Source organism: Rhodococcus sp. M8 (genome assembly GCF_015654185.1).
Classification (GTDB): Bacteria; Actinomycetota; Actinomycetes; order Mycobacteriales; family Mycobacteriaceae; genus Rhodococcus; species Rhodococcus aetherivorans.
The window spans coordinates 4,036,700-4,059,630 of the sequence record NZ_CP064065.1; the positions used below are offsets into that span (position 1 = coordinate 4,036,700).

26 protein-coding genes and 1 pseudogene are annotated in these 22,931 nt (G+C 70.5%); 16 read left to right on the forward strand and 11 right to left on the reverse strand.

The window, feature by feature from the left end; translation table 11 throughout:
- Positions 1 to 75: 75 nt before the first annotated feature.
- A complete protein-coding gene (locus ISO16_RS18300) occupies positions 76 to 723 on the forward strand; it encodes a TetR/AcrR family transcriptional regulator (protein ID WP_072633913.1) in 648 nt (215 codons plus the stop codon).
- A gap of 9 nt (positions 724 to 732) precedes the next feature.
- Here the strand turns inward: ISO16_RS18300 and ISO16_RS18305 are convergent, their stop codons facing one another.
- Positions 733 to 1,515, reverse strand: a complete 783-nt coding sequence (locus tag ISO16_RS18305; RefSeq protein WP_072633914.1) for an enoyl-CoA hydratase — start codon at positions 1,513 to 1,515, stop codon at positions 733 to 735.
- Between the two features lie 49 nt (positions 1,516 to 1,564).
- A complete protein-coding gene (locus ISO16_RS18310) occupies positions 1,565 to 2,533 on the reverse strand; it encodes an NADPH:quinone oxidoreductase family protein (RefSeq protein WP_006944629.1) in 969 nt (322 codons plus the stop codon).
- Positions 2,534 to 2,754: 221 nt separating this feature from the next.
- Between ISO16_RS18310 and ISO16_RS18315 the strand changes: the two genes are divergently transcribed.
- The 11 genes and pseudogenes from ISO16_RS18315 to ISO16_RS18365 all read left to right on the forward strand — a co-directional run.
- Complete coding sequence (locus ISO16_RS18315) at positions 2,755 to 3,555, forward strand: crotonase/enoyl-CoA hydratase family protein (RefSeq protein ID WP_006944628.1); 801 nt, start codon at positions 2,755 to 2,757, stop codon at positions 3,553 to 3,555.
- A 78-nt stretch (positions 3,556 to 3,633) separates the two neighbouring features.
- Complete coding sequence (locus ISO16_RS18320) at positions 3,634 to 4,827, forward strand: thiolase family protein (protein ID WP_029546945.1); 1,194 nt, start codon at positions 3,634 to 3,636, stop codon at positions 4,825 to 4,827.
- A gap of 27 nt (positions 4,828 to 4,854) precedes the next feature.
- A complete protein-coding gene (locus ISO16_RS18325) occupies positions 4,855 to 5,616 on the forward strand; it encodes a 3-hydroxyacyl-CoA dehydrogenase (protein ID WP_072633915.1) in 762 nt (253 codons plus the stop codon).
- A gap of 40 nt (positions 5,617 to 5,656) precedes the next feature.
- A complete protein-coding gene (locus tag ISO16_RS18330; protein WP_043798285.1) occupies positions 5,657 to 6,319 on the forward strand; it encodes a TetR/AcrR family transcriptional regulator in 663 nt (220 codons plus the stop codon).
- Between the two features lie 52 nt (positions 6,320 to 6,371).
- Positions 6,372 to 7,529, forward strand: coding sequence for an acyl-CoA dehydrogenase family protein (locus ISO16_RS18335; RefSeq protein WP_072633916.1), 1,158 nt, complete (start codon positions 6,372 to 6,374; stop codon positions 7,527 to 7,529).
- A 28-nt stretch (positions 7,530 to 7,557) separates the two neighbouring features.
- Positions 7,558 to 8,316 carry an SDR family NAD(P)-dependent oxidoreductase gene (locus tag ISO16_RS18340; RefSeq protein ID WP_029546948.1) on the forward strand — a complete coding sequence of 253 codons (759 nt, stop codon included), beginning with the start codon at positions 7,558 to 7,560 and terminating at the stop codon, positions 8,314 to 8,316.
- Between the two features lie 46 nt (positions 8,317 to 8,362).
- On the forward strand, positions 8,363 to 8,650 hold the full coding sequence (locus tag ISO16_RS18345) for a putative quinol monooxygenase (protein ID WP_029546949.1): 288 nt from the start codon (positions 8,363 to 8,365) through the stop codon (positions 8,648 to 8,650).
- Between the two features lie 134 nt (positions 8,651 to 8,784).
- On the forward strand, positions 8,785 to 8,949 hold the full coding sequence (locus ISO16_RS18350) for a hypothetical protein (protein WP_006944596.1): 165 nt from the start codon (positions 8,785 to 8,787) through the stop codon (positions 8,947 to 8,949).
- Positions 8,950 to 9,027: 78 nt separating this feature from the next.
- Positions 9,028 to 10,095: an ATP-grasp domain-containing protein gene (locus tag ISO16_RS18355; protein ID WP_072633917.1), complete on the forward strand. Its 1,068-nt coding sequence runs from the start codon at positions 9,028 to 9,030 to the stop codon at positions 10,093 to 10,095.
- Positions 10,092 to 11,165 carry a SagB/ThcOx family dehydrogenase gene (locus ISO16_RS18360; RefSeq protein WP_006944594.1) on the forward strand — a complete coding sequence of 358 codons (1,074 nt, stop codon included), beginning with the start codon at positions 10,092 to 10,094 and terminating at the stop codon, positions 11,163 to 11,165. Before ISO16_RS18355 ends, ISO16_RS18360 begins: the two co-directional genes overlap by 4 nt.
- Positions 11,166 to 11,171: 6 nt before the next feature.
- A pseudogene (locus ISO16_RS18365) lies at positions 11,172 to 12,317 on the forward strand (MFS transporter); the annotation flags it as partial.
- A 48-nt stretch (positions 12,318 to 12,365) separates the two neighbouring features.
- Here ISO16_RS18365 and ISO16_RS18370 read toward each other — a convergent pair.
- From ISO16_RS18370 to ISO16_RS18385, 4 genes are all read right to left on the reverse strand, one after another.
- Positions 12,366 to 13,343, reverse strand: a complete 978-nt coding sequence (locus ISO16_RS18370; RefSeq protein WP_072633919.1) for an NAD(P)H-dependent flavin oxidoreductase — start codon at positions 13,341 to 13,343, stop codon at positions 12,366 to 12,368.
- Between the two features lie 25 nt (positions 13,344 to 13,368).
- Positions 13,369 to 13,767, reverse strand: coding sequence for a nuclear transport factor 2 family protein (locus ISO16_RS18375; RefSeq protein ID WP_029546954.1), 399 nt, complete (start codon positions 13,765 to 13,767; stop codon positions 13,369 to 13,371).
- Between the two features lie 67 nt (positions 13,768 to 13,834).
- Positions 13,835 to 14,782, reverse strand: a complete 948-nt coding sequence (locus tag ISO16_RS18380) for a crotonase/enoyl-CoA hydratase family protein (RefSeq protein WP_170914010.1) — start codon at positions 14,780 to 14,782, stop codon at positions 13,835 to 13,837.
- Positions 14,783 to 14,897: 115 nt separating this feature from the next.
- Entirely contained in the window at positions 14,898 to 15,146 is a 249-nt protein-coding gene (locus ISO16_RS18385) for a WhiB family transcriptional regulator (protein WP_006940478.1), read from the reverse strand.
- Between the two features lie 534 nt (positions 15,147 to 15,680).
- Between ISO16_RS18385 and ISO16_RS18390 the strand changes: the two genes are divergently transcribed.
- Positions 15,681 to 16,442: a crotonase/enoyl-CoA hydratase family protein gene (locus ISO16_RS18390; RefSeq protein WP_006940476.1), complete on the forward strand. Its 762-nt coding sequence runs from the start codon at positions 15,681 to 15,683 to the stop codon at positions 16,440 to 16,442.
- A 15-nt stretch (positions 16,443 to 16,457) separates the two neighbouring features.
- Here the strand turns inward: ISO16_RS18390 and ISO16_RS18395 are convergent, their stop codons facing one another.
- Positions 16,458 to 16,736, reverse strand: a complete 279-nt coding sequence (locus ISO16_RS18395) for an SHOCT domain-containing protein (protein ID WP_072633921.1) — start codon at positions 16,734 to 16,736, stop codon at positions 16,458 to 16,460.
- A 60-nt stretch (positions 16,737 to 16,796) separates the two neighbouring features.
- Positions 16,797 to 17,246: a DUF6325 family protein gene (locus tag ISO16_RS18400; RefSeq protein WP_072633922.1), complete on the reverse strand. Its 450-nt coding sequence runs from the start codon at positions 17,244 to 17,246 to the stop codon at positions 16,797 to 16,799.
- 288 nt (positions 17,247 to 17,534) lie between these two features.
- Between ISO16_RS18400 and ISO16_RS18405 the strand changes: the two genes are divergently transcribed.
- Genes ISO16_RS18405 through ISO16_RS18415 form a run of 3 tightly spaced genes read left to right on the forward strand, consistent with a single transcriptional unit; the run spans position 17,535 to position 19,938 of the window.
- Positions 17,535 to 17,936, forward strand: coding sequence for a DUF7144 family membrane protein (locus ISO16_RS18405; RefSeq protein WP_006940472.1), 402 nt, complete (start codon positions 17,535 to 17,537; stop codon positions 17,934 to 17,936).
- Positions 17,937 to 17,966: 30 nt separating this feature from the next.
- Complete coding sequence (locus ISO16_RS18410) at positions 17,967 to 18,506, forward strand: potassium channel family protein (protein WP_072633923.1); 540 nt, start codon at positions 17,967 to 17,969, stop codon at positions 18,504 to 18,506.
- A gap of 13 nt (positions 18,507 to 18,519) precedes the next feature.
- A complete protein-coding gene (locus ISO16_RS18415) occupies positions 18,520 to 19,938 on the forward strand; it encodes a DUF2252 domain-containing protein (RefSeq protein ID WP_072633924.1) in 1,419 nt (472 codons plus the stop codon).
- A 30-nt stretch (positions 19,939 to 19,968) separates the two neighbouring features.
- On the opposite strand, the gene ISO16_RS18420 is transcribed toward ISO16_RS18415, so the two are convergent.
- From ISO16_RS18420 to ISO16_RS18430, 3 genes are all read right to left on the reverse strand, one after another.
- Complete coding sequence (locus ISO16_RS18420) at positions 19,969 to 20,241, reverse strand: hypothetical protein (protein ID WP_006940466.1); 273 nt, start codon at positions 20,239 to 20,241, stop codon at positions 19,969 to 19,971.
- Between the two features lie 350 nt (positions 20,242 to 20,591).
- On the reverse strand, positions 20,592 to 21,062 hold the full coding sequence (locus ISO16_RS18425) for a DUF6325 family protein (RefSeq protein ID WP_072633925.1): 471 nt from the start codon (positions 21,060 to 21,062) through the stop codon (positions 20,592 to 20,594).
- Between the two features lie 310 nt (positions 21,063 to 21,372).
- Positions 21,373 to 22,608 (reverse strand): cation:proton antiporter, encoded by a 1,236-nt coding sequence (locus tag ISO16_RS18430; RefSeq protein ID WP_072633926.1) that lies wholly within the window; start codon positions 22,606 to 22,608, stop codon positions 21,373 to 21,375.
- Between the last annotated feature and the right edge of the window lie 323 nt (positions 22,609 to 22,931).

Sequence of the window (22,931 nt, forward strand, 5' to 3'; positions counted from 1 at the left end):
GGCGTCCCGGCCGGGGCCGGCGCACAGGTATCCTCGAGCCGTCCGAATGTAGCGATCGATAGGTTGGGTACGGCAATGGGAACTTCCACCGACGACACCGTCGCGGACGGTGTCGCTGCGCCGGACTGGCGTCGCCTCGAGCCGATGGAGCTGACTCCCATTCTCTCCGCGGCGCTCGACGCCTTCTACGAGACCGGGTTCCACGGCACCTCGGTACGGGAGATCGCCCGCCGGGTCGGCGTCACCGTTCCCGCGCTGTACTACCACCACGAGAACAAGGAAGGCCTGCTCATCGCGCTGCTCGAGCTCTCGACCAGCGACGTGATGACCCGGGCCTACGCCGCCGACGCCGACGGCGGCGACGATCCGGTGCAGCGGCTCTCCAACGCCATCGAGGCGATCGTGCTGCGCATGACGAACCGTCCCCGCCTCGCCGCCCTCGAGGGCGAGGTGCGCTACCTCAGCCCCGAGAACCGGCAGCGCTACCGCGCGGTGCGCAAGGAGATCGAAAAGCTCGTCTTCGAGATCGTCGAGGACGGGACCCGGCGCGGGGCGTTCGACGTCGAGGATCCGGCCGAGACGACCCGTGCGCTGCTCGGCATGTGCCAGTCCATCCCGCGGTGGTACCACCGCGAGGGCTCCCTGAGCCCGGAGGAGGTGGCGCGCAAGTACGTCGCGATCGCCCTCAAGACGGTCGGCGCCACCCCTCCCTCGAAGCCCTGACGGGCGGGCTCAGCCCCGGCCGAACACCGCCGTCCGCTTCTCCTGGAAGGCGCTCACGCCCTCGTGGAAGTCCGCGGACGCCAGCAGCTCGAGCTGCCCGGCGCGCTCGCGGGTGAACGCGCTGTCGAGCTCGCCGAGGGTCGCGTCGTTGATCGCGTCCTTGGTGGCGTGGAAGGCCTCGACCGGTCCGGCGGCGAGCCGGGTGGCGAGCGCGTCGACGGCGGCGGCGAAGTCGTCGTCGGGGTGCACCTCGGCGATCAGCCCGGCCGCGAGTGCCTCGGTGACGGGCAGCCGTTCGGCGAGCAGCGCCATCTTCAGGGCACGGGCACGGCCGATCGACGCGGCGACGAGTGCGGTCGCGCCGCCGTCGGGCATGAGGCCGATGCGGGTGAAGGCGAGCAGCAGGTAGGCGGACTCGGCCGCGACGGTGAGGTCGCAGCCCAGGGCGAGGGACACGCCGACGCCGGCGGCGGGACCGTTGACGGCGCCGATGACCGGGCGAGGGAAGGCGCGGATCGCGGCGACGGTGCGGTTGGCGGCGTCGATGGTCCCGGCCGACGGCGGAGCGGACAGGTCCTTGCCGGCGAGGTCGGCGCCGGTGCAGAAGGCGCGACCGGTGCCGGTGAGGACCGCGACGCGCACGGCGTCGTCGCCGGCGTGCTTCTCGAAGGCGTCGGCGACGGTCTCGAGGGTGGCGGTGGTGACGGCGTTCATCCGTGCGGGCCGGTTGAGGGTGACGCGCAGGATGCCGTCGTCGACGGTGACGTCGACGCCGACGGGATCGATGGTCATGGGTCCTCCGGGGGTGGGGTTCTCGGGACGGTCAGGGTCTCTCGGGACGTCAGGGGCGCAGCGCCAGGGCGACCTTGCCGGTGGCGGAGCGATGTGCGAGCGACCGCAGCGCCTCGGCGGCGTGCGTCATCGGGTGGACGGTGGGTTCGGGGATCTGCAGTGCCCCGGAGCGCAGCAGCGGCTCGAGCTGCGCCCATTGCTGGGCGGTGTAGCCGGGGAAGGTACGCACGTATTCGCCCCATCCGGCGCCGAGGACCGAGATGTTCTTGAGCAGAAGACGATTCACTTTGACGGTGGGAATCTCACCGCCGGTGAAGCCGAGGACCACGACCCGTCCGTTCGGTGCCAGGCTGCGCAGGCTGTCGGTGAACCGGTCGCCGCCGACGGGATCGAGAACGATGTCGACGCCGCGTCCGCCGGTGAGCTCGAGGACCCGGTCCTTGAAGCCCTCCACGGCGACGGTGTGGGTGGCGCGGTTGGCCTTCGCGACCGCGGCCTTCTCCTCGGTGCTCACCACCGCGATGGTCTCGAGTCCGAGCGCGGCCGCGACCTGCAGGGCGGCGACGCCGACCCCGCCTGCGGCGCCGTGCACGAGCACCGTCTCGCCGGCGCGGTAGCGGGCTCGTTCGTCGAGGGCGAAGTGGACGGTCAGGTAGTTCATGAGGAATCCGGCTCCGGCCGTCAGGGACACCGAATCGGGAAGCGGAAAGACGGATTTCGGATCCACCGCGACGGTCTGCTGCCAGGCGCCGCCGGTGGCGAGGACGGCGACGCGCTGCCCCGGGCTCAGGCCGCTGCCGGCCGGGGCGGTGCGCACGGTGCCGGCGCCTTCGACGCCGAGCACGGACGGCAGGGGGCGCACGACCTGGTAGCTCGCTGTGGTCTGCAGCAGGTCTGGGAACGAGACTCCGGCCGCGTGCAGATCGACGACGACGAGGCCGTCCGCGTCGGGCTCGGGAAGGTCCACGAGTCGTACGCCGTCGGGCCCGGTTGCTTCGGTCAGTTGTACCGCCTGCATGAGTTCTCCTGCCGTCCTGGTGGCCGAGCCTGTCTCGGGGCTCCGTGTCTCGGGGGCCCGTGTCTTCGGGAATCCGTGTCGCGGCTCACGCGTACGGCCTCATCCATACCAGAACCGTCTGATCGGACGCTAGTTAGATCAGGCCATTGACCGATCGATCGATCCGTGATAGTCCTTTAGCGATCGATAAGTAACGCCGACTGTATCCGATAGGGGCGCACATGGCCGACGAGTCCACCGTTACCGAACCTGCCGCACAGTACGAGCGGCGTGGCGGCATCGCCGTCATCACGCTCAACCGCCCCCGGGCGCTCAACGCCGTGAACGCAGCGCTGGCGACGGCGGTCGGCACGCTGCTCGAGCAGGCGGAGGCGGACGACGACGTGCGCGTCGTTGTGCTCACCGGTGCGGGCCGCGCGTTCTGCGCGGGCGCCGACCTCAAGGCCCTGGCCACGGGCGAGAGCATCGCCGCCGACGGGCACCCCGAATGGGGTTTCGCCGGCTATGCCCAGCACTGGATCAGCAAGCCGACCATCGCCGCGGTCAACGGGTTCGCGCTCGGTGGCGGCACCGAGCTGGTGCTCGCGTCCGACCTCGCCGTCGTCGACGAGGAGGCCCAGCTGGGCCTGCCCGAGGTCAAGCGAGGTCTCTTCGCCGCCGCGGGCGGGGTGATCCGGCTCCAACAGCAGATCCCCCGCAAGGTCGCGCTGGAACTGGCGCTGACCGGTGAGCCGATCTCCGCTGCGCAGGGCAAGGAACTGGGCCTGGTCAACCGGGTCGCACCGCACGGCACGGCGCTCGAGATGGCGCTCGGGCTGGCCGAGACCATCGCCGCGAACGCTCCGCTCTCGGTACGCGAATCGAAGTCGATGATCCACCGGACCGCGCACGGCGCCGACTGGGAGCCGGGTGTGTGGGAGGCCAACGCCGCCGCGGTGAAGGTGGTGTTCACCAGCGACGACGCCAAGGAAGGCCCGACCGCGTTCGCGCAGAAGCGGCAGCCGGTCTGGAAGGGTCGCTGACCCCCTGATCTCGGCCCGGGGTCTCGTCGATCCCCTCCGGGGCACCCGGGCCGCTCCAACCCTCGAAAGGAACTCCTCATGACCAACGCTGTCATCGTCGACGTGGTCCGCACCGCGGTCGGCAAGGGCAAGCCCGGCGGCGCCCTGTCCGGCACCCATCCCGTCGAGCTGCTCGCCCACGTGCTGCGTGAGATCACCTCGCGCAACGACCTCGACCCCGCCCTCGTCGACGACGTCATCGGCGGCTGCGTCAACCAGGCGGGCGAGCAGGCCCTGAACATCTCCCGCACCGCCCTGCTGTCGGCCGGCTTCCCCGAGTCGGTGCCGGCCACCACCATCGACCGGCAGTGCGGCTCGAGCCAGCAGGCCGCCCACTTCGCCGCCCAGGGCATCATCGCCGGCGCCTACGACATCGTCATCGCGTGCGGTGTGGAGTCGATGAGCCGGGTGCCGATGGGTACGTCGTCGATGGGGCAGGACGCCTCCGGCCCGGGTATCGCCGCCCGCTACCCCGAGGGCCTGGTCAACCAGGGCATCTCCGCCGAGCTGATCGCCGCGAAGTGGAAGTTCGACCGCGAGGCCCTCGACGCGTTCTCGGCGCAGTCGCACCAGCGGGCCGCCGAGGCGATCGCCGCCGGCTTCTTCGACAAGGAGATCGTCCCGATCACGGTCACCAATGCCGCCGGTGAGCAGGTCCGGCACACCGTCGACGAGACGGTGCGCGCCGCCACCACCGCCGAGGCCCTGGCCGGGCTGAAGCCGTCGTTCTACACCGAGGCGTACGCCGCGCGCTTCCCGGAGGCCGGCTGGCACATCACCCCGGGCAACTCGTCGCCGCTGACCGACGGGGCGTCGGCGGTGCTGATCATGAGCGAGGAGGCCGCGGCCAAGCTGGGCCTGACCCCGCGGGCGCGGTTCCATTCCTTCGCCGTCGCCGGCGACGATCCGATGTTCATGCTCACCGCCCCCATCCCCGCGACGAAGAAGATCCTGGCCCGCTCGGGTCTGGGCATCGACGACATCGACGCCTACGAGGTCAACGAGGCGTTCGCCCCGGTGCCGCTGATGTGGGCGCACGAGTTCGGGGCGGATCCGGCCCGGCTCAACCCGCGCGGCGGCGCGATCGCCCTCGGACACGCCCTCGGCTCGTCGGGCACCCGGCTGCTGACCACGCTGGTCAACCACCTCGAGGCCACCGGCGGCCGGTACGGCCTGCAGACCATGTGCGAGGGTGCCGGCATGGCCAATGCCACCATCATCGAACGTCTCTGACCCGCAACCACATCCGAAAGGAATCTCATGATCGTCAACGACAGCGTTGCCGTCGTCACCGGCGGTGCATCCGGCCTCGGCCTGGCCACCGTCAAGGCCCTGCTCGCCGACGGCGCGCAGGTCGTCATCATCGACCTGCCCTCCTCCAACGGTGAGACCGTCGCCAAGGAGCTCGGCGACCGCGTCCGCTTCGCCGCCGCCGACGTCACCGACGAGGCCGCCGTCGTCGAGGCCCTCGACCTCGCCGAATCGCTCGGCCCGCTGCGCGTCGCGGTCAACTGCGCCGGCATCGGCAACGCCATCAAGACCGTGAGCAAGAAGGGCGCGTTCCCGCTCGCCGACTTCACCAAGATCATCAACGTGAATCTCGTCGGCACGTTCAACGTGATCCGCCTGGCCGCCGAGCGCATCGCCAGGACCGAGCCGATCGACGGCGAGCGCGGCGTCATCATCAACACCGCCTCCGTCGCCGCGTTCGACGGCCAGATCGGCCAGGCCGCCTACTCCGCGTCCAAGGGCGGCGTCGTCGGCATGACCCTGCCGATCGCCCGCGATCTCGCGGCGCTGCTGATCCGCGTCGTCACCATCGCCCCCGGCCTGTTCAAGACCCCGCTCCTCGGCTCCCTGCCGGAGGAGGCGCAGGCCTCGCTCGGCCAGCAGGTGCCCCACCCGGCCCGCCTCGGCGACCCGTCCGAGTACGGCGCCCTGGCCGCGCACATCGTCTCCAACCCGATGCTCAACGGCGAGGTCATCCGCCTCGACGGCGCCATCCGCATGGCCCCGCGCTGAGCGCCGCGTGAGCTGATCGACGCATGAGAGGACGGGGCCGATGACTGTGGAGCCCGCACCCCCCAGGTTCGCGAACTGGCGGGAGTTCGAGCCCCTGCAGCTCGGCCCCATCCTCGATCACGCGCTGGAAGCCTTCGGAGAGAACGGTTTCCACGGAACCACCGTCCGCGACCTGGCCCGCCGGGTCGGGGTGACGGTGCCCGCGCTGTACTACCACCACGAGAACAAGGAAGCCGTTCTCGTCACCCTGCTCGACACCGCCGTCCGGGACCTGATCGAACGCGCCCTCGCCGCCGTCGGCGAGGGTGGTGACGACCCCGTCCGGCGCTTCACCAACTTCGTCGAGGCGATCGTGCTGAACTCGACGCACCGCGCCCCGCAGTCCGCACTCGACTCCGAACTGCGGCACGTGTCCCCGCAGAACCGCCGCAACTACGCCGCGACCCGGAAGCGCCTCGAGCTCATGGCCCTCGACCTCGTCGACGACGGGGTCGAGCGCGGCGTCTTCGCCGTCGACGACATCGCCGAATCCGTGCGTGCCCTGCTCGGCATGTGCCAGTCCATCGCCCGCTGGTTCCGGCTCGGCGGCCCGCTCACCCCCGACCAAGTCACCGCCCGCTACACCGTCATCGCCCTGCGCATCGTGGGATACCGGGCCGCGCCGGACCCGCCCAGCGGCTCGTCGCCGGTGCGGAGGAACTGAGCGCCGATCGCCCGCCGACCCGACCGTCCTTCGCCCTCCTGGGAGAGAACCGATGCACCGCAACCTTTTCGAAGCCGACCACGAGGCGTACCGGGACACCGTGCGCGAATTCCTCGCCCGCGAGGTCGAACCGCACTACGAACGGTGGGAGACCGAGCGGCTCATCGACCGCTCCGCCTGGCTCGCCGCCGGCAAGTCCGGCATCGTCGGCCTCGGCGTCCCCGAAGAATACGGCGGCTCCGGGGTGACCGACTACCGGTTCCGCTGCGTCGTCGCCGAGGAGATCGCCCGCACCGGCACAACCTCCTTCGGCTCCGGCATGAGCCTGCAGGACGACATCGCCATCCCCTATGTCGCCGACCTCGGCACCGAGGACCAGAAGCGGCGCTGGCTGCCCGGCATGGCCGCCGGGGAGCTGATCGGCGCGATCGCCATGACCGAACCCGGCACCGGCTCGGACCTGCAAGCCGTCAAGACCACCGCCGTGCGCGACGGCGACGACTGGATCCTGACCGGGCAGAAGACGTTCATCACCAACGGTATCCACTCCGATCTGGTCATCGTCGTCGCCCGCACCGACCCGCACGCCGGTGCCCGCGGATTCTCCCTGCTCGTCGTCGAACGCGACATGCCGGGCTTTTCCCGCGGCCGCAAGCTGCACAAGGTGGGCCTGGCCGGGCAGGACACCGCCGAACTGTCCTTCGAGGGCGTGCGGGTGCCGGCCGCGAACCTGCTCGGCACCGAAGGGCAGGGATTCTTCCACCTGATGGAGCACCTGCCCCTCGAGCGCCTCTCCATCGCCGTCGCCGCGATCGCGGCCGCGCGGGCGGCGTACGAGTGGACCAAGGACTACGTGTTCGAACGCAGGGCGTTCGGCAAGCCGATCGGCGACCTGCAGAACACCCGCTTCGCCCTCGCCGAGATGCTCACCGAGATCGAGGTCACCGGCTCGCACATCGACCGGTGCGTCCTGGCGCTCAACGCGGGCGAGCTGACCGCGGTCGACGCCGCCAAGGCCAAATGGTGGGCCAGCGAGCTGCAGAAGCGCGTCGTCGACCGGTGCGTGCAGTTGCACGGCGGCTACGGCTACATGATGGAGTACCCCATCGGCCGCGCCTACGTCGACACCCGCATCCAGACCATCTACGGTGGCACCACCGAGATCATGAAGGAGATCATCGGACGCGACATCGCCGCCGAACACGCCTGATCCACCCCGTATCCGAAGGAGAGACACCATGTTCGATCTGTCCGGCAAGCGGGCACTGGTCACCGGCGGCTCGGCCGGAATCGGGCTGGGCATGGCGCGCGGGCTCGCCTCCGCAGGTGCCGACGTGGCGCTGTGGGGCCGTGGCGCCGAACGCCTCGAGAAGGCGGCGGCCGATCTCGCGACGACCGGGGCCCGCGTGGTGACCCGATCGGTGGACGTGTCCGACGAGGAGGCCGTGCGCGACGGTGTCGCCGCGACGGTCGCGGAGCTCGGCGGCCTCGACGTCGTCGTGGTCAACGCCGGAATCGGCGTGCCCCTCGTCAAGTTCGTCGAGTCGAGTACCGAGGACTACCGGAAGGTGACGGCCGCCAACCTCGACGGGGCGTACTTCACCCTGCGCGAGACGGCCAGGGTGCTCGTCGACCAGGGCACCGGCGGATCGGTGATCGTCACCTCCAGCCTGGGTGCGATCCAGGGCGCCGGGCGCAATCAGGCCTACGCCGCCACCAAGGCAGGGGTCCTGGCCCTGGCCAACGGGTGCGCGGTGGAACTCGCCCGGCACCGCATCCGCGTCAACAGCGTGCTGCCCGGCTGGATCGCCACCGACATGACCGGACCGCTCCAGGGCTCCGAATCGTTCACCACGCACGTCATTTCCCGGGTACCGTTGGGCCGGTGGGGAACTCCCGAGGACTTCGCCGGCATCGCCGTGTACCTCGCGAGCGACGCGTCCGCGTTCCAGACCGGATCGTCCACCCTGATCGACGGCGGCTACTCGATCTTCTGACGTCGCCGGAAGTGTTGTCCCGCAAGTTCGTCCACGAGGAGAAGCTATGGCACTGACCGCATTCCTGGAGCTCGAGTTCAAGCCCGACGTGCTCGGGGAGGCCCGCGCGCTGATGGATCGTGTTCTGAAGGAAACCCGCGCGTTCGACGGCTGCCTGGGCCTCGAGGTGCTCGCCGACCGTTCGAACGAGGCCCGCTGGGTGGTCGTGGAGAAGTGGGAGTCGGAGCAGCACGACGCCGCGTACCGCGAGTTCCGGGCCGGGCCCGGTGCGATCACCGATCTCGGTCCGCTGCTCGCGGGTGCGCCGAAGCTGACCTATTACAACGAGGTCTGACCGGCAGGGGTGGGCAGATCCCGCCCTGGGGTGCCTGGCCGGGGGCGGCGCCGTCGCCGACGATCGATACGTCGGATCGACGCCCGCCTACCCGGTCCCGGGAACGGCGGAACCTCCCAGAAAAGGCGGACGCCATGAACATCGAAGAGATGGCCCGGACCCTGCTCACCCTCGACGCCGGTGACGAAGCCGCGCTGCGCAGCGTCGCGGCGATCGAGGACGCCACCTTCGCGGCCTACGCGAGCGACTACGTCGAGGCCATGACGCGGCCCGGCTGCAAGGGCTGCCACGGCGGCTGATCGGCGGGCGTGCAACGGCCGGGGCACCACGGTGCCCCGGCCGTACCGTCCCGACGACCGCCACCGAAGGAACCCCTCATGACCGCTGCGCTGCCGTTGCTGCTGCGCTCGCACCCCCACCTCACCACCGCCTCCGCCGAATCCCGGGACTTCCAGGCCCGCGTCGGGCATCCCGCGGCGACGGATCCGGCGCCGTGTGTCCTCGTCCTCACCCGGGCCGCCGACCGCGAGATCGACGAGCTGTCGCTGTGGCTCGCCGCCCGCGGCATCGCGCTGGTGCGTCTCGACAGCGACCGGTGTGCCGACACGGACGTGCAGTGGGATCCGTTCGCCGGCCTGCTCACCCGCGACGGCCAGACGTTCCGGCCCCGGGTGTGCTGGCTGCGCTACTTCGACGTCGACGCACTGCGCACCGCGCAGACCACCCCCGACGCAGTGCAGCACGTGCGCGACCAGTGGCAGGCGCTCGTCGCCGCCCTTGCCGCGCACCCCGGCCTGCACACGCTCAACTCCGGGGCCCGGCCCGGAACCCCCGACCGCCTGACCCAGCTCGCCGCCGCCCGCGCGGCCGGGCTGCGTGTGCCCGCCACCCTCGTGACCACGCGGCTCGACGTCGCGGCCCGGGCCCTGCCGGGGCCCGGCGACCTGCTGGTCAAGAGCCTCGGCCGGCACTGCGTCGAACCGCAACCCGGCCGCCTGCGGGGCGTCTACCCGCAGCGCGTCAGCCGCGCGTCGCTCGACGGCGAACACCGCACGGGCGCACCGGTGCTCGTGCAGGAGTATGTGGCCGCCGACCGGGAGCTGCGGATCCACGCCGTGGGCGGAACGCTGATCGGCTACGCGGTCACCCGGCCCACCCCCGAGTCGCTGTGGACCCGGCCGGAGTCGATCACCGTGCGGCGCTGCGACATTCCCGACGACGTGGCCGCATCGCTGCGGACGCTCCTCGACCGGTTCCGGCTCGACCTCGCCGCCTTCGACCTGCTCGACACGCCCGGCGGCCCGGTGTTTCTCGAGGTCAACCCCGAATTCGACTGGCGCTGGACCGAACACGGCGCCGGTGACACCGACACCACGAACGCGGTGCGCGCCCTGATCGCCGCCGCGACCGCCCCCGCCCCCGCCCCCCGAGGAGAGAACCGATGACCCGCGTCGCCGTTGCCGAGTATGCGGTGCTGTTCTGGCGTGACGGCACGCTGGTGTGGGACGACTACCTGCACCACCGGCAGTTCGCGCTCACCCCCGACAGCGAGCGGGTGCTGCGCTGGTTCGCGTCGTGGCGCGAACTCGACAGCATCGCCGAACTGGGGGAGCTGCCGCTCGGAATCGCTCGCCGGCTGCTCGAGGCGCAGGTCCTCGTCGCCGAGGGGTCGGCCGAGCACGTCGAACAACAGCAGATGCTCGCCGAGTGGGGCACGTGGGGCCCCTCGGCCCGCTACCTGCACTTCGCGGCCCGCACCGGCTCCGACGTCCGGTTCGCCGACGTGCTCGACGACGAGCTGCGGTCGGCGGCCAAGGCGAGCGAGCAGCCCGCCCCTGCGCCGGCCAAGTCCTACCCGCAGCATCCGATGATTCCCGTGCCCGGCGACCGGCCGGACTCGTCCGCGTGGCGGCGCCCGGGACTCGTCGACGCCCTGTTCGAGCGCCGCTCGGTCCGGCAGTTCACCGCCGACCCCGTGTCCCTGGACGCGGTGGGCACCGTCGCCCGCGTTGCGACGGGACCCGTCGAAGTGATCGACCATCCGCAGGTGGGGCAGGTGCTGTTGAAGACCAGCCCGTCCGCCGGCGCCCGCACCCCCATCGAGCTGTACCTCTACGCGAACCGCGTCGACGGGCTCGCGCCGGGGTTCTTCCACTACGCGCCGCTGCGCGGCGGGCTGGAACGGATCGGCGACAGCGTGCCCGGCTCCGTGCTGGGCGCGGCGCTCGGCGAGCAGCCGTGGCTGTCGGACTGCGCGGCGTTGCTGATCTACACGGCGGTACCGGCCCGGACCCGGTGGCGGTACGAACGTTCCCGCGCCTACCGCGACATCCTCATCGAACTCGGCCACGTCAGTCAGACCGTCCTGCTCACCGCCACCGCGCTGGGCCTGGGCGCGGTGACGGCGACGGCGATGCGCGACCGCGAGCTCGAGGACCTGCTCGGCTGCGATCCCACCGCCGAGCCGGCCCTGGCGGTCACCGCGCTGGGCCGCCCCGCCGCCGGACTCGGGTGACGCCCGTTGTCCGCCGGCGGTGGTGCGCTCCGCAACCCCGACTTCGCGCGGCTGTGCGCCGGTCAGGCGGTCGCGCAGCTCGGCAGCCGCGGCTACGGCGTCGCGATCATGTTGTGGGTGCTCGCGGTCAGCGGTTCGGCCGCGACGGTCGGGCTGGTCTCGACCGTGACGATGGGTGCCTTCACGGCCGCGACGGTCCCGGCCGGCTGGATCGTCGACCGCTTCGATCGCCGTCGCGTCATGATCACCGTCGACGCCTGCTCGGCGGCCGCCGCCGCGGTGCTCGCGGGCTGCGCGTGGCGCGGTCTGTTCCATCCGGTGCCCGTCCTCGTCGCGGTGTCGGTGCTCGGGGCGGGGTGGGCGGTGCGCGGACTCGCCGAGGACGCGGCTGTGCCGCAGGTGGTCGAGCGCGAGCAGATCGGCACGGCGTACGGGCTTTTCGAGGCGCGGGGGTACGCGACCGGGGTGGCCGGCCCGCCGCTCGCGGCGACCCTCTACGGTCTCGGCGCCGCGCTGCCCTTCGCGGGCCATGCCGTGTCGTTCGTGGTGGCGGGAGCGGCCGCGGCCCGGGTGCGCACCCCGCTGCAGGCGCCGCGCGTCCCCGGTTCCGCCGCGGAACGGCCGTGGGCCGCCATCCGGGACGGGTTGCGGTGGTTCGCATCCCACCCGTTCGTTCGCACCACCGCGGCGCTGACGGCCGTCGCCGAGTTCGTGGTCAACGGCTGTGGTCTGGTGGTGGTCGTGCTCCTGGCCGGCAGCGGCGCGCCGTCCTCGACAGTCGGGATCGCGCTCGCCGTCGCCTACGGCGGGGGCATGCTCGGGGCGCTGGCGGTGCCGCGGCTCCGCCGTTGGATCCCGGCGCACCGTCTGCTCGTGCTCTCGGCGGGCCTCGGTGTCCTGGCGGTCCTCGCGGCGGCCACGGGGTCGCCGGTCGTCGCCGCCGCCGGTTATGCCGCCCTGCTGGCGGTGACCCCGTCGTGGTCGGTGGTGGTGACCGCACGCTGTGCCGAACTGGTGCCCGACGAGGTGCGGGGCCGGGTCGGCGCGGCGACCGGGCTGGTCACCTCGTTGCCGGCGATGTTCGCCCCGCTGACGGTGGGCGTGCTGACGACGGCCGTCGGCGCGGCGAGCACCGCGTGGATGCTCGCCGCGCTCCTCGGCGGGGTGGTCGTGGCGACCGCGGTCAGCCGGACGGTGCGCCTACAGGCCGGCGAGCCGCTCCCGCGCCGCGCGGTACTCGGTGGCGAGCCGGTCGACGAGCTCGGCGGCGGGGACGACGGCGTCGACCGCGCCGACACCCTGCCCGGAACCCCAGATGTCGCGCCAGGCCTTCGCCTTCGGAGCTGACCCGGATTTCTCGCCGGTGCCGAAGTCCATGGCCGAGGGGTCGGACTGGGGAAGGTTGTCGGGGTCGAGCCCCGCGGCTTCGATGCTGCCGCGCAGGTAGTTGCCGTGCACGCCGGTGAACAGGTTGGAGTAGACGATGTCCGTGGCGCCGGAGTCGACGATCATCTGCTTGTACGCGGAGTCGGCGTTGGCCTCGGCGGTGGCGATGAACGCCGAACCGACGTAGGCGAGATCGGCGCCGGCGGCCTGGGCCGCGAGGATCGAACGGCCGTGCGCGATCGAGCCCGACAGCAGCAGCGGGCCGTCGAACCACTCGCGGATCTCCTGGATCAGCGCGAACGGTGACTGGGCGCCGGCGTGGCCGCCGGCGCCGGCGGCCACGGCGATGAGGCCGTCGGCGCCCTTGTCGACGGCCTTGCGGGCGAAGGTGTTGTTGATGACGTCGTGCAGGACGATGCCGCCGTAGGAGTGGATGGCGTCGTTGACGTCGGTGCGGGCGCCGAGGGAGGTGATGACGACCGGGACCTCGAACTCGACGATCGTGGCGAGGTCTTCTTCGAGGCGGTCGTTGGAGCGGTGCACGATGAGGTTGACCGCGTAGGGCGCGGACGGCGCCTCGGGGTGGTTGGCGTCGTGCTTGGCGAGGGCCTCGGTGATGCGGGTGAGCCACTCGCGCAGCATCGCCTGGGGGCGGGCGTTGAGCGAGGGGAAGGAGCCGACGACGCCGGAGGTGCACTGGGCGATCACCAGGTCCGGACCGGAGACGATGAACATCGGCGACGCCACGACGGGCAGGCGCAGCCGGTCTTGCAGGATCGAAGGCAGGGCCATGCGAATCTCCTTGGTAAATTCGGTGTTACGACTGCCCGAGCTGGGCGGCCATGAGCGGGATGAGGGCCTGCAGGCCCTTCAGCGGACGGGCCATGACCTTGAACGAGATGATCCGGCCGCGGTCGTCCCAGCGGATCAGGTCGATGCCGTTGACGTGGATGCCGTCGAGATCGGCGGTGAACTCGAGAACCGCCGAGTCGTCGTTGTACCACTCGTCGACGTAGCGGAATCCCGTACCTGAGAATACGGTGAGCGCCGCCCGCAGGTAGGCGACGGTCTTGGCCTTGCCTTCCTGCGGTGTGAACACCGCGGGGGAGGAGAATACGGCGTCGTCGGCGATCAGGTCCTCGAGGGCGGCCATGTCCTCGTGCTCGACGATGTGATGCCAGCGTTCGACGACGGGGGGCCGGGTACGAGTGGTCATGGTTCCCTCTCTGTGTTCGTCGCTTCGAGCGTAGGGGCCGCGCCACTAAACAGTCAATGGTGACCGTTCATGCGTGGAACGGCGGTACGGGCAGATCGTCGCGGAACAGGTCCGGCAGGTCGGCGGACACGCTGTCCGGGAACGCTGCGGGACGCTTCTCGAGAAACGCAGAGATGCCCTCGCGGGCGTCGCGTCCGACGCCGCGGAGGTTGATGCCGCGCGTCTCGATGCGGTGCGCGACCATGGGGTGCTCGGCGCCCAGCGTGCGCCACATCATCTGCCGCGAGAGCGCCACCGACACCGGGGCCGAGTGCTCGGTGAGGCTGCGGGCCAGCGCATACGCCCGCTCGAGCAGTTCGGCCCCGGGATACAGCGCATAGACGAGCCCGGCCGTGTGGGCCTCGGCCGCGTCGAGGATCCGTCCCGAATACACCCAGTCCAGGGCAGTCTGCAGCGGAACCAGGCGGGGCAGGAACCAGGTGGAGCACGACTCGGGGACGAGGCCGCGGCGGTTGAACACGAAGCCGATGCGGGCGTCGTCGGCGGCGAGGCGGAAATCCGCCGCGAGCGTCATGGTGATGCCGACGCCGACGGCCGGGCCGTTGATCGCCGCGATGATCGGCTTGCGGCATTCGAACATGCGCAGCACGACGCGGCCGCCACCGTCGCGCCGGACGTCGGCGGTCGCGTCGTCGCGCCGGACGTCGGCGGCCGTGTCATCGCGCCGGACGTCGGCGGCCGTGTCATCGCGCCGGACGTCGGCGGTCGCGTCGTCGCTCGGCTCGTCGAGTCGCTGCGCGAACGTGTCGGCACCGCCGGAGAGGTCGGCGCCGGCGCAGAATGCGCGCCCGGCGCCGGTGAGTACGACGGCGCGCACGGAATCGTCGGCGTCGCAGCGGTCGTAGGCCGCGATCAGCTCGTGCTCCATCGTGGTGGTGAAGGCGTTGAGCCGGTCGGGGCGGTCGAGGGTGATGGTGGCGATGCCGTCGGCCACGGCGAGTGCGATGTGTTCCACGCCGGCCAGCATGACATGTTTACTGAACGATCGGTAGGTGCCAGGGCCGTGCACAACGCGGCGCCCCCGTCACCACGGGAGTCGGCGACGGGGGCGCAGGGCGTGGCGTGCGGGCTTATCCGCGGGTCACGCGGCCGCGGCGGAACTCCCGGCCGCCCCAGATGCCGGACTGCCGGGTCTCGGTGGCGTAGGTGGCGCACGCGGTGGCAAGGGGGCAGCGGGCGCACACGTTGCGGGCGTAGTCGAACGACTCCGACGGGTCCGGGAACCAGGCGTCCGGCGTCGCGTCGCCGCGGCACGCGGCCAGGTCCCAGTCCGGCGTGGCGTCCGACGGGGCGAGCAGGTCGGTGAGCATCGTGGTCACGGGCAGGTCCTCCTTCCGAGGATGGGGATGCAGGTCTGGTCGGGGCGGCGCAGGACTCGCGACGGAGTCGCAGCCACCCAGTGCGGTGTCTCGAATCCGATTGTGGCAGATGGGTTCTCGGTGCCGTAAACGAAGTCGGAGCGGCGGTCACCGGACGAGGGGTGTCCGCCCGGCGGTCAGCAGCTGCCGGGTGGTGCCGCCGGCGGCCCCGCATGTCGGGGCCCGGTCGGCGGAAGGATGCCCGCGACGTGATGCCGCACCGGCGCAGCCGGGGGTGATGTGCACATCGCATGCCTCCTTCCGTGTCGTGGCCGTCGTCGATCGGTCGGGTCCAACACGCCCCGCGGCCGGGTTCTTCCCGTCCGTGCGCGAACAGTGACGGGTACCTCATGACCCCGGCCTCCCTACATAGGTTTCGGCTATGGGTCGATACCCCGTTCGGACTTTGTCTCGGGCGCCGGTCCGGTGATCGACTCGACGGGACGTTCCGCCCCGTGCCCGGCCGGAACCCCGAGGACCCCGAGGAGACACCACGTGAGCGCTGTACTGACCGAGTTCGGCGACGGCATCGCCGTCATGACCATCAACCGGCCCGAGGCGCGCAACGCCGTCGATCTCGAGGTCGCCAAGGCGCTCGCCGCCGCCGTCGACGAGTTCGAGGCGCGACCGGACCTGGTCGTCGGGATCATCACCGGCGCCGGCGGCACCTTCTGCGCCGGCATGGACCTCAAGGCGTTCACCCGGGGCGAGCGGCCCTCGCTGCCCGGACGGGGATTCGCCGGGCTCACGGAGCGGCCGCCGACCAAGCCGCTGATCGCCGCGGTCGAGGGCTGGGCACTCGCCGGCGGGTGCGAGCTCGCCCTCTCGGCGGACCTCGTCGTCGCCGCCCGGGGCGCCAAGTTCGGCCTGCCCGAGGTCAAACGCGGGCTCGTCGCCGCGGCCGGCGGTCTGCTGCGCCTGCCCAAGGTGCTGCCCTACCAGCTCGCCATGGAGATCGTGCTCACCGGTGACCCCCTCACCGCCGAGGTGGCGCACGCGCACGGCCTGGTCAACACCCTCACCGAGCCGGGCGCGGCCCTCGACGGCGCGCGGGCGCTCGCCGCCCGCATCAGCGGCAACGGACCGCTCGCCGTCCGTGCCTCCAAGCAGATCATGGCGTCGGCCGTGCAGTACACCGACGCGGAGGCGTTCGCGTCGCAGCGTGCACTCGTCGAGCCGGTGTTCGCCTCCGCGGACGCGCAGGAAGGGGCCCGCGCGTTCGCCGAGAAGCGCGCGCCGGTGTGGCGCGCGGAGTGACGGCTCCGGGAACCGCTACGACGCGAGGATCCGGGCCTTCTCGGCCTCGAACTCGGCCTCGGTCAGCACACCCTGCGTCTTCAGTTCGGCGAGTTCCTTCAGGGCGGTGATCCGGTCCATGCCGCCGGCGCCGCTCTCTGCGGGGGGAGCGGCGGCCGGCGGTGGTGGCGCGTACTGGGGCTGTTCCTCCGCCGCCCAGCGCCGGCCCTGGCGCCGGGAGACCCGGTTGGAAACAGCGGTGGCGGTTCCGGCCACCACGGCGGTGCGGGCGACCCCGCGAATCAGTCCGGGCATGACAGTGTTCTCCTCGGGTGGGCGTTCGGCGTAGTCGGAATCGGATCCTGCTGCGGTGGTTCAGGTCTGGGCTTCGAGCGCCTCGAGTGATGCGAGGATGCTCTGAACCGGGATGCGGCCGGAGGCGACGAGTTGGGCTCCGTTGCGGCGCAGGGCGGACGCGAAGGGTGCGGCCCAGGTGTTCTCGTAGACGACGATCGCCGCTGAGCATCCCGGTTCGAGAGCCGCACCGGCCTCACCGAGGTCGGTGTCGTCGAGCAGGCCGGTGGCCGCCTCGGCGAAGAGGGTCACGTCGATGTCGCCCTCGAGTCCGACCTCGGAGATGTCGATCCCGCTCAGCGAGCCGTCGGTGTCCTTGCGGACGAAGGCGAGGTCGAGCACGCGGATGATCCCGCGCGCGACGAGGTCACGCAGCAGCGGCAGGGCCGAGCCGTCGGGCTGACGGTCTGCCGGGAACTCGACGACGAGATAGTCGATGGGACCTATTTCGTCGATGTCGGCATCGTTCACGGGTTTACCTCTTTTCGCTGTACCGGGAACGGGGCCGTCGGGTCGTGTCCACCCGCGTCGACTCGGTGGCTGGTGCACGCGACCGACCCCGGCAGCCACCATCCTGCTCCGCTCGGTCCCGGAATGCCCTCGCTTCGGTCGATGTGGTGACCAAAGGCCTCTCGCATCCCTGGAATGCCGGTCGTCGGGCGGTCGAGGTCCGGCGAAGATCATCAACTCTATGCGAGGCGGCCGGTGGCGCGCGCACAATACCGTACGTCGGGCCGAATCGAAGGGAAGGCGATTGGCATGTCCCAGGACACGAGTGTCAAACACGATGTGGCGGCCGGTACCTCCATGGGCGCCGCGATCATTCTCGTCACGATCGGCATCCTCCAGGTCTTCCAGGGGATCGCCGCCGTGGCGGAGGACGAGTTGTTCGTCGTCGGGATCGAGTACACCTACAAGTTCGACTTCACCACCTGGGGATGGATCCACATCGTGCTCGGTGCGGTGATCGCTCTGGTGGGTTTCGCGCTGTTCACCGGCGCGACCTGGTCGAGGGTGGCGGCCATCGTGCTTGCGTCGCTGTCGATTCTCGCCAACTTCATGTGGCTGCCGTACTACCCGTGGTGGTCGGTGCTCATCATTGCGCTCGATGTGGTCGTCATCTGGGCGGTGGCCACGTGGAACCCCCGACGGGACTACTGACCGCGGCACCGCCGGGTTGGGACGTCGCCGATGACCGACGGTGAGGCCGGGCCGAGCCTGCCGGGGGTGGGTGGCCGCCGGTTGCTGTGGCTGGCTGTGCTGCGGCCGGCGCTCACCACGATCGTGTTGTTGATCGCGTACTTCGTGCTGCCGCTCGAGGATTTCGACGATATCTCCGCCGTGGCACTGCTGGTCGGTGGATCCCTGGTGGTGTGCGCCGTGTGCGCATGGCAGATCCGGCAGGTGCTACGGTCGCCGTACCCTGCGGTGCAGGCGATCCAGGCCCTGTTGCTGACGGTCGCCGTCTACCTGGTCGGGTACGCGACCGTGTATCACGTCCTGTCCTACAACGTTCCGGAATCGTTCGACGTGCCGCTCTCGCGGATCGATGCCCTGTATTTCTGCGTGACCGTTTTCGCGACGGTGGGTTTCGGAGACATCGTCGCCACCACCGAGGCCGCGCGCGCGCTCGTCACGGCGCAGATGGTCGGCAACCTCGTCCTCCTCGCGCTCGGCCTCCGTTTCCTGACCGCCGCCGTGAAGTGGCGCCAACAGCAGAAGAAGACGTGAGAGGGAGAACCGGATGACCGAGACCTCGAGAAGCGAGCGAGTGGTCGAACACCCCACCAGGGAGGAGCGGGCGGAACGTGGGCGGGCCGCCCGCAGCGGGACCCCGCTGTCCGCACTCGCCGAGTTCGATACGAGCCGTCGCCCCGATCCGCTCGACCTGTTGGAGCGGCAGGCGACGTCCCGGGTGCCGGAGCTGGTTCCGGTGCGCTACGGCCGCATGGCAGAAACGCCGTTCTCCTTCTACCGGGGTGCGGCTCTGGTGATGGCGGACGATCTGTCCCGCGGGCCGACCACGACCGTCCTCACCCAGCTGTGCGGGGACGCGCACATGAGCAATTTCGGAATCTTCGCCACCCCGGAACGCAAGCTGACCTTCGACATCAACGACTTCGACGAGACCTACCCCGGCCCGTTCGAGTGGGACGTCAAGCGACTGGTCACCAGCCTCGTGATCGCCGCGCGGGACAACACTTTCACGGGCAAGCAGCAGGCGCGCATCGCCCGCGCCTGCGCAGCTGAGTATCGCGAGACGATTGCCCGGCAGGCGGAGCGGGGAAATCTGGCGGTGTGGTATTCGCACATCGAGCCCAGCACCGAACTCACGGAACTGCGCGACGAACTCGACTCGTCCATGAAGAAGCGCCTGCGCAAGACGCTCGAGAAGTCGCGCCACCGGGACAGCGTCCAAGCGCTGTCCAAGTTGACCGAGGTGGTCGACGGCCGTCGCCGGATCATCAGCACCCCGCCGCTCATCGTCCCCATCGAGGAGGTCTTCGCTGCCGCGGACCTCGAACAGCTGTACCAGGAACTGCATCAGCGCCTGCGTGACTATCGGTCGACGCTCCAATGGGACCGTCGGGTGCTGCTCGAACAGTTCGAGTTCGTGCAGGCGGCGCGCAAGGTGGTCGGCGTCGGCAGCGTCGGAACCCGGGCCTGGATCTTCCTGTTGCGCGGCACGGGTGACGACGACCCGCTCTTCCTGCAGGCCAAGGAGGCCCAACGGTCCGTTCTCTCGTACTACGTGGACGGCCCCACGTTTGCCAACGAGGGTGAACGTGTGGTCAACGGCCAACGTTTGATGCAGGCGGCCAGCGACATCTTCCTCGGCTGGCAGCAGGGCCCCGGACCGGACGGGGTCCGGCGAGACTTCTACCTGCGTCAGTTGCGGGACGGCAAGGGCTCGGCGGTCGTCGAGGCGATGACTCCCACCGGAATGACGCTGTACGGGCGGCTGTGCGGACGGGTACTGGCGTATGGGCACGCCCGATCCGGCGACCGCATCGCGATCGCCGAGTATCTCGGTTCCGGCACCGAATTCGACGACGCCATCACGGCATTCGCGATCGCCTACGCCGAACAGAACACACGCGACCACGCCGCCCTCCTCGGTGCGATCTCCGAGGGGCGGATCACTGCCCGGCGAGGTATCTGATCCTGACGGGCCCCCTCACCGAACGGGAGGTCATGCCTCTTCCAATGCCTCGCCGATTCCCTGGAGGAGGCGGTGGTGATGCGCCTCGGCCAGAAGGTGACCCGCGGTGAGAGCAACTGCAACCGGCCATTCGAGGAGCTCGAGGGCAACCAAGGTGCCGATACCCGCGAGGTAGGCGAGCTGCTCGGGTGGCGGAATGCTGATGCGGCCCATGATCGGCAGGTCCAGGACGAGGTGTTCGGCTTCGCGCAGCCGTTCGAGGGCGGGCCGAGGCGCTGTCGCAGCTGACGTCGTGGCAGTCATGGGAGCCTCTTTCACTGTCGGTTCTACGGACGACGTTCCCTCCCCGTCCGTACTTGCGGATTCTGCTGCCATGTCACTGCCGGATCGGTGGGGCCGGAGTGGCGCGATCGGCCCTCTGCGGTCCGGGCGGCTCCCCGACGGTGCGCACGCCGTCGGGGAGCCGATTCGTGTTTCGGCCGCAGGGTCAGCGCCGGTCTCTGCGGTCCTCTCGTCGATCTTCCCGGCGGTCGGAACGACGGCGGACACCGTGAGCGACCACCGCCGCCGTCGCGACGGTCGTGGCCGTACGAGCCACGGGCGCGGGTCCGATCACCGCGGCGCGACGCATACGCCTGGCTGCGAGGGGCATGTCAGTCTCCTTCTTGTTCGTCGGCCTCGATTGCGGCCAGCAGGGCTTGTACGGGGATGCGGCCGCTGGCCACCAGCTGTCCGCCGGCCCTGCGTACCGCCGATGCGAACGGCGCGGCCCACAGGTTCTCCCACACCAGCAGGGCCGCGGTGCTGCCGGGATCGACGGCCGCGGCGACCGCTTCGACGTCCTCCTCGCTGAGCAACATCGCCAGCTCGGCTTCGTAGGAGCGGAGCGCGCCGATCTCGCTCTCGTCCAGGTCGGCGAGCTCGAATGCTTCGAGCGATCCGTCGGCGTCCTTCTTCAGCAACAGCAGATCCAGTACGCGTACTGTTCCGCGTTCGACGAGGTCGTCGAGCGCGGGTGCGATCTCGCCCCTGAACCTGCTGCCCGGGAACTCCACCACGATCCAGTCCACCGGACCGAGTTCGTCGATGTCGTCGCCGAGTTGTTGTTGGACTTGTTCGGTCATCTCGTCATCTCCTCTGCCGAGCTGCCGTCCGTGGAATACCAAGGGCGACAGATCGTTCGTGGGTCCCACGTCCGACGGGCGGTTCTTCTACGAGCCGCCTCGTCTCGGATGGCCGGCTTGTCGGAGAGTCCGATGACGACCTGGCAAGTCGGTCTGCCGGTGTTTTCCGACAGAGTCGACGCTAGACCTGATGGCTGCGCCCGGAAAGGGGATCCGGTGAAGGCCGCTCGATCCGATGACCTACCGTGCCGGAAATGGACCCGAGCAAGGCAGATCGGATGTTCCGGACACAGATCCGGTGCCGCGCCGTCTACGCCTCGTGTGCCGGCTGCTGTTCGGGACGGGGGTGACGGCGGAACCATGCGGCGTACCGGTCGGCGAGGGGGGCGGCGGTGACCCCGTGGGCGAGGACCGACAGGCCCACGGTGACGACGGCGGTGAGCAGCAGCAGGTCCTCGTGGGGCAGGGTACCGGGTTCTTCGAGAATCAGGATGACGAAGACGATGGTGGCCAGTCCGCGGGGGCCGAACCAACCGAGGAAGGCAAGGGTCGGGGTGCGGGCGTGGGTGCCGAGCAGCGACAGTGCGACGGGGACCATGCGGACGACGGTCAGGCTCAGCACGGCGTAGGCGAGCACCGGCCACGACAGGTGCCGGAGGGCCGGGCTGAGCAACACCGCCCCGAAGACGATGAACGTGACGGCGTTGAACACATCCCCGGCCTCGTCGGTCAGGTGGGAGACCTCCCCCTCGGCGCGGCGCCGGATCGCCCCGAAGGTCAGCCCGCCGACGAACGCGGCGATGAATCCCGAGCCGCCGAGGGGCACGGCGACGGTGTAGGCCAGCGTGGCGGCGGCCACCGGCACGATCTGAACCCACAACGGGTCGATCGTGCGGTGCCGCCCGGCGAGGATCAGCACCGCCGCCGCGATCGCCCCGGCACCTACCCCGGCGACGATGCCGTAGCCGATCTGCTCGGTGACCAGCCGTACGGCTGCACCGCCGCCGATTGCCCCGGACTCGGCGCGTGCGATCGCCAGCACGATCAGGAACAGCGGTACGCAGATGCCGTCGTTGAGGCCGTTTTCGACGTTGAGTCCCTGGCGCACCCGCGACGGCAGGATCGGCAGGGTGACCACCGCCTGCCCGAGAGCGGCGTCGGTGGGCGCGAGGAGCACGGCGAGCAGCAGCGCCTCGGGCCAGGAGAGGTCGCCCAGCACGAGCACCGCGGCGCCGAACCCGGCCGCGATGGTCAGCGGTAGTCCTATACCGAGAAGGCGTGCAGGAAGTGAGATTTCGGCTCGTAGAGCGGTCGGGTCCACGCGGGCGGCGTCGGAGAACAGCACGAGGGCGAGGGTGACCTCGGCGAGAAGTTTCACCGTTTCGCTGGTGGCCTCGACGTCGATCAGCCCGGCAGCCTGTGCGCCCAGCACGAGGCCGCCGACGGTGAAGACCATCGGGGCCGTGACGGAAGTGCCCGCAACCCGTCCGGAGATCGCCGCGAATACGAGCAGGATGCCGGCGATCGCCGGAAGCGCCCAGGTCACGATGCCCCCTCCGCGGGCGGAGGGCGGTGGCGGGGTGCGTCGGCCGGCCATCGGCGTCCGCGCGGCAGAACGAGGGCTGCCACACCCAACCACAGCGGAATTCCCAGGAACACCAAGATGATCCACGTCATGAGTCGGGTCCTTCTCGCCTCGCCGCACAGGATTTCCGGGACCGGCTCGACCTGAGGGGCGGCGTCGTCACATTCTGCCGAATCTGAGACATCGTGCGAAGAACTTCGGCGGATCGGGCCGTTTGCATGGTCGGCGATTCGGACGGTCGGTACGCTCGAGACGCCGGAGACCGACAGGTCTGCTCGAGATCG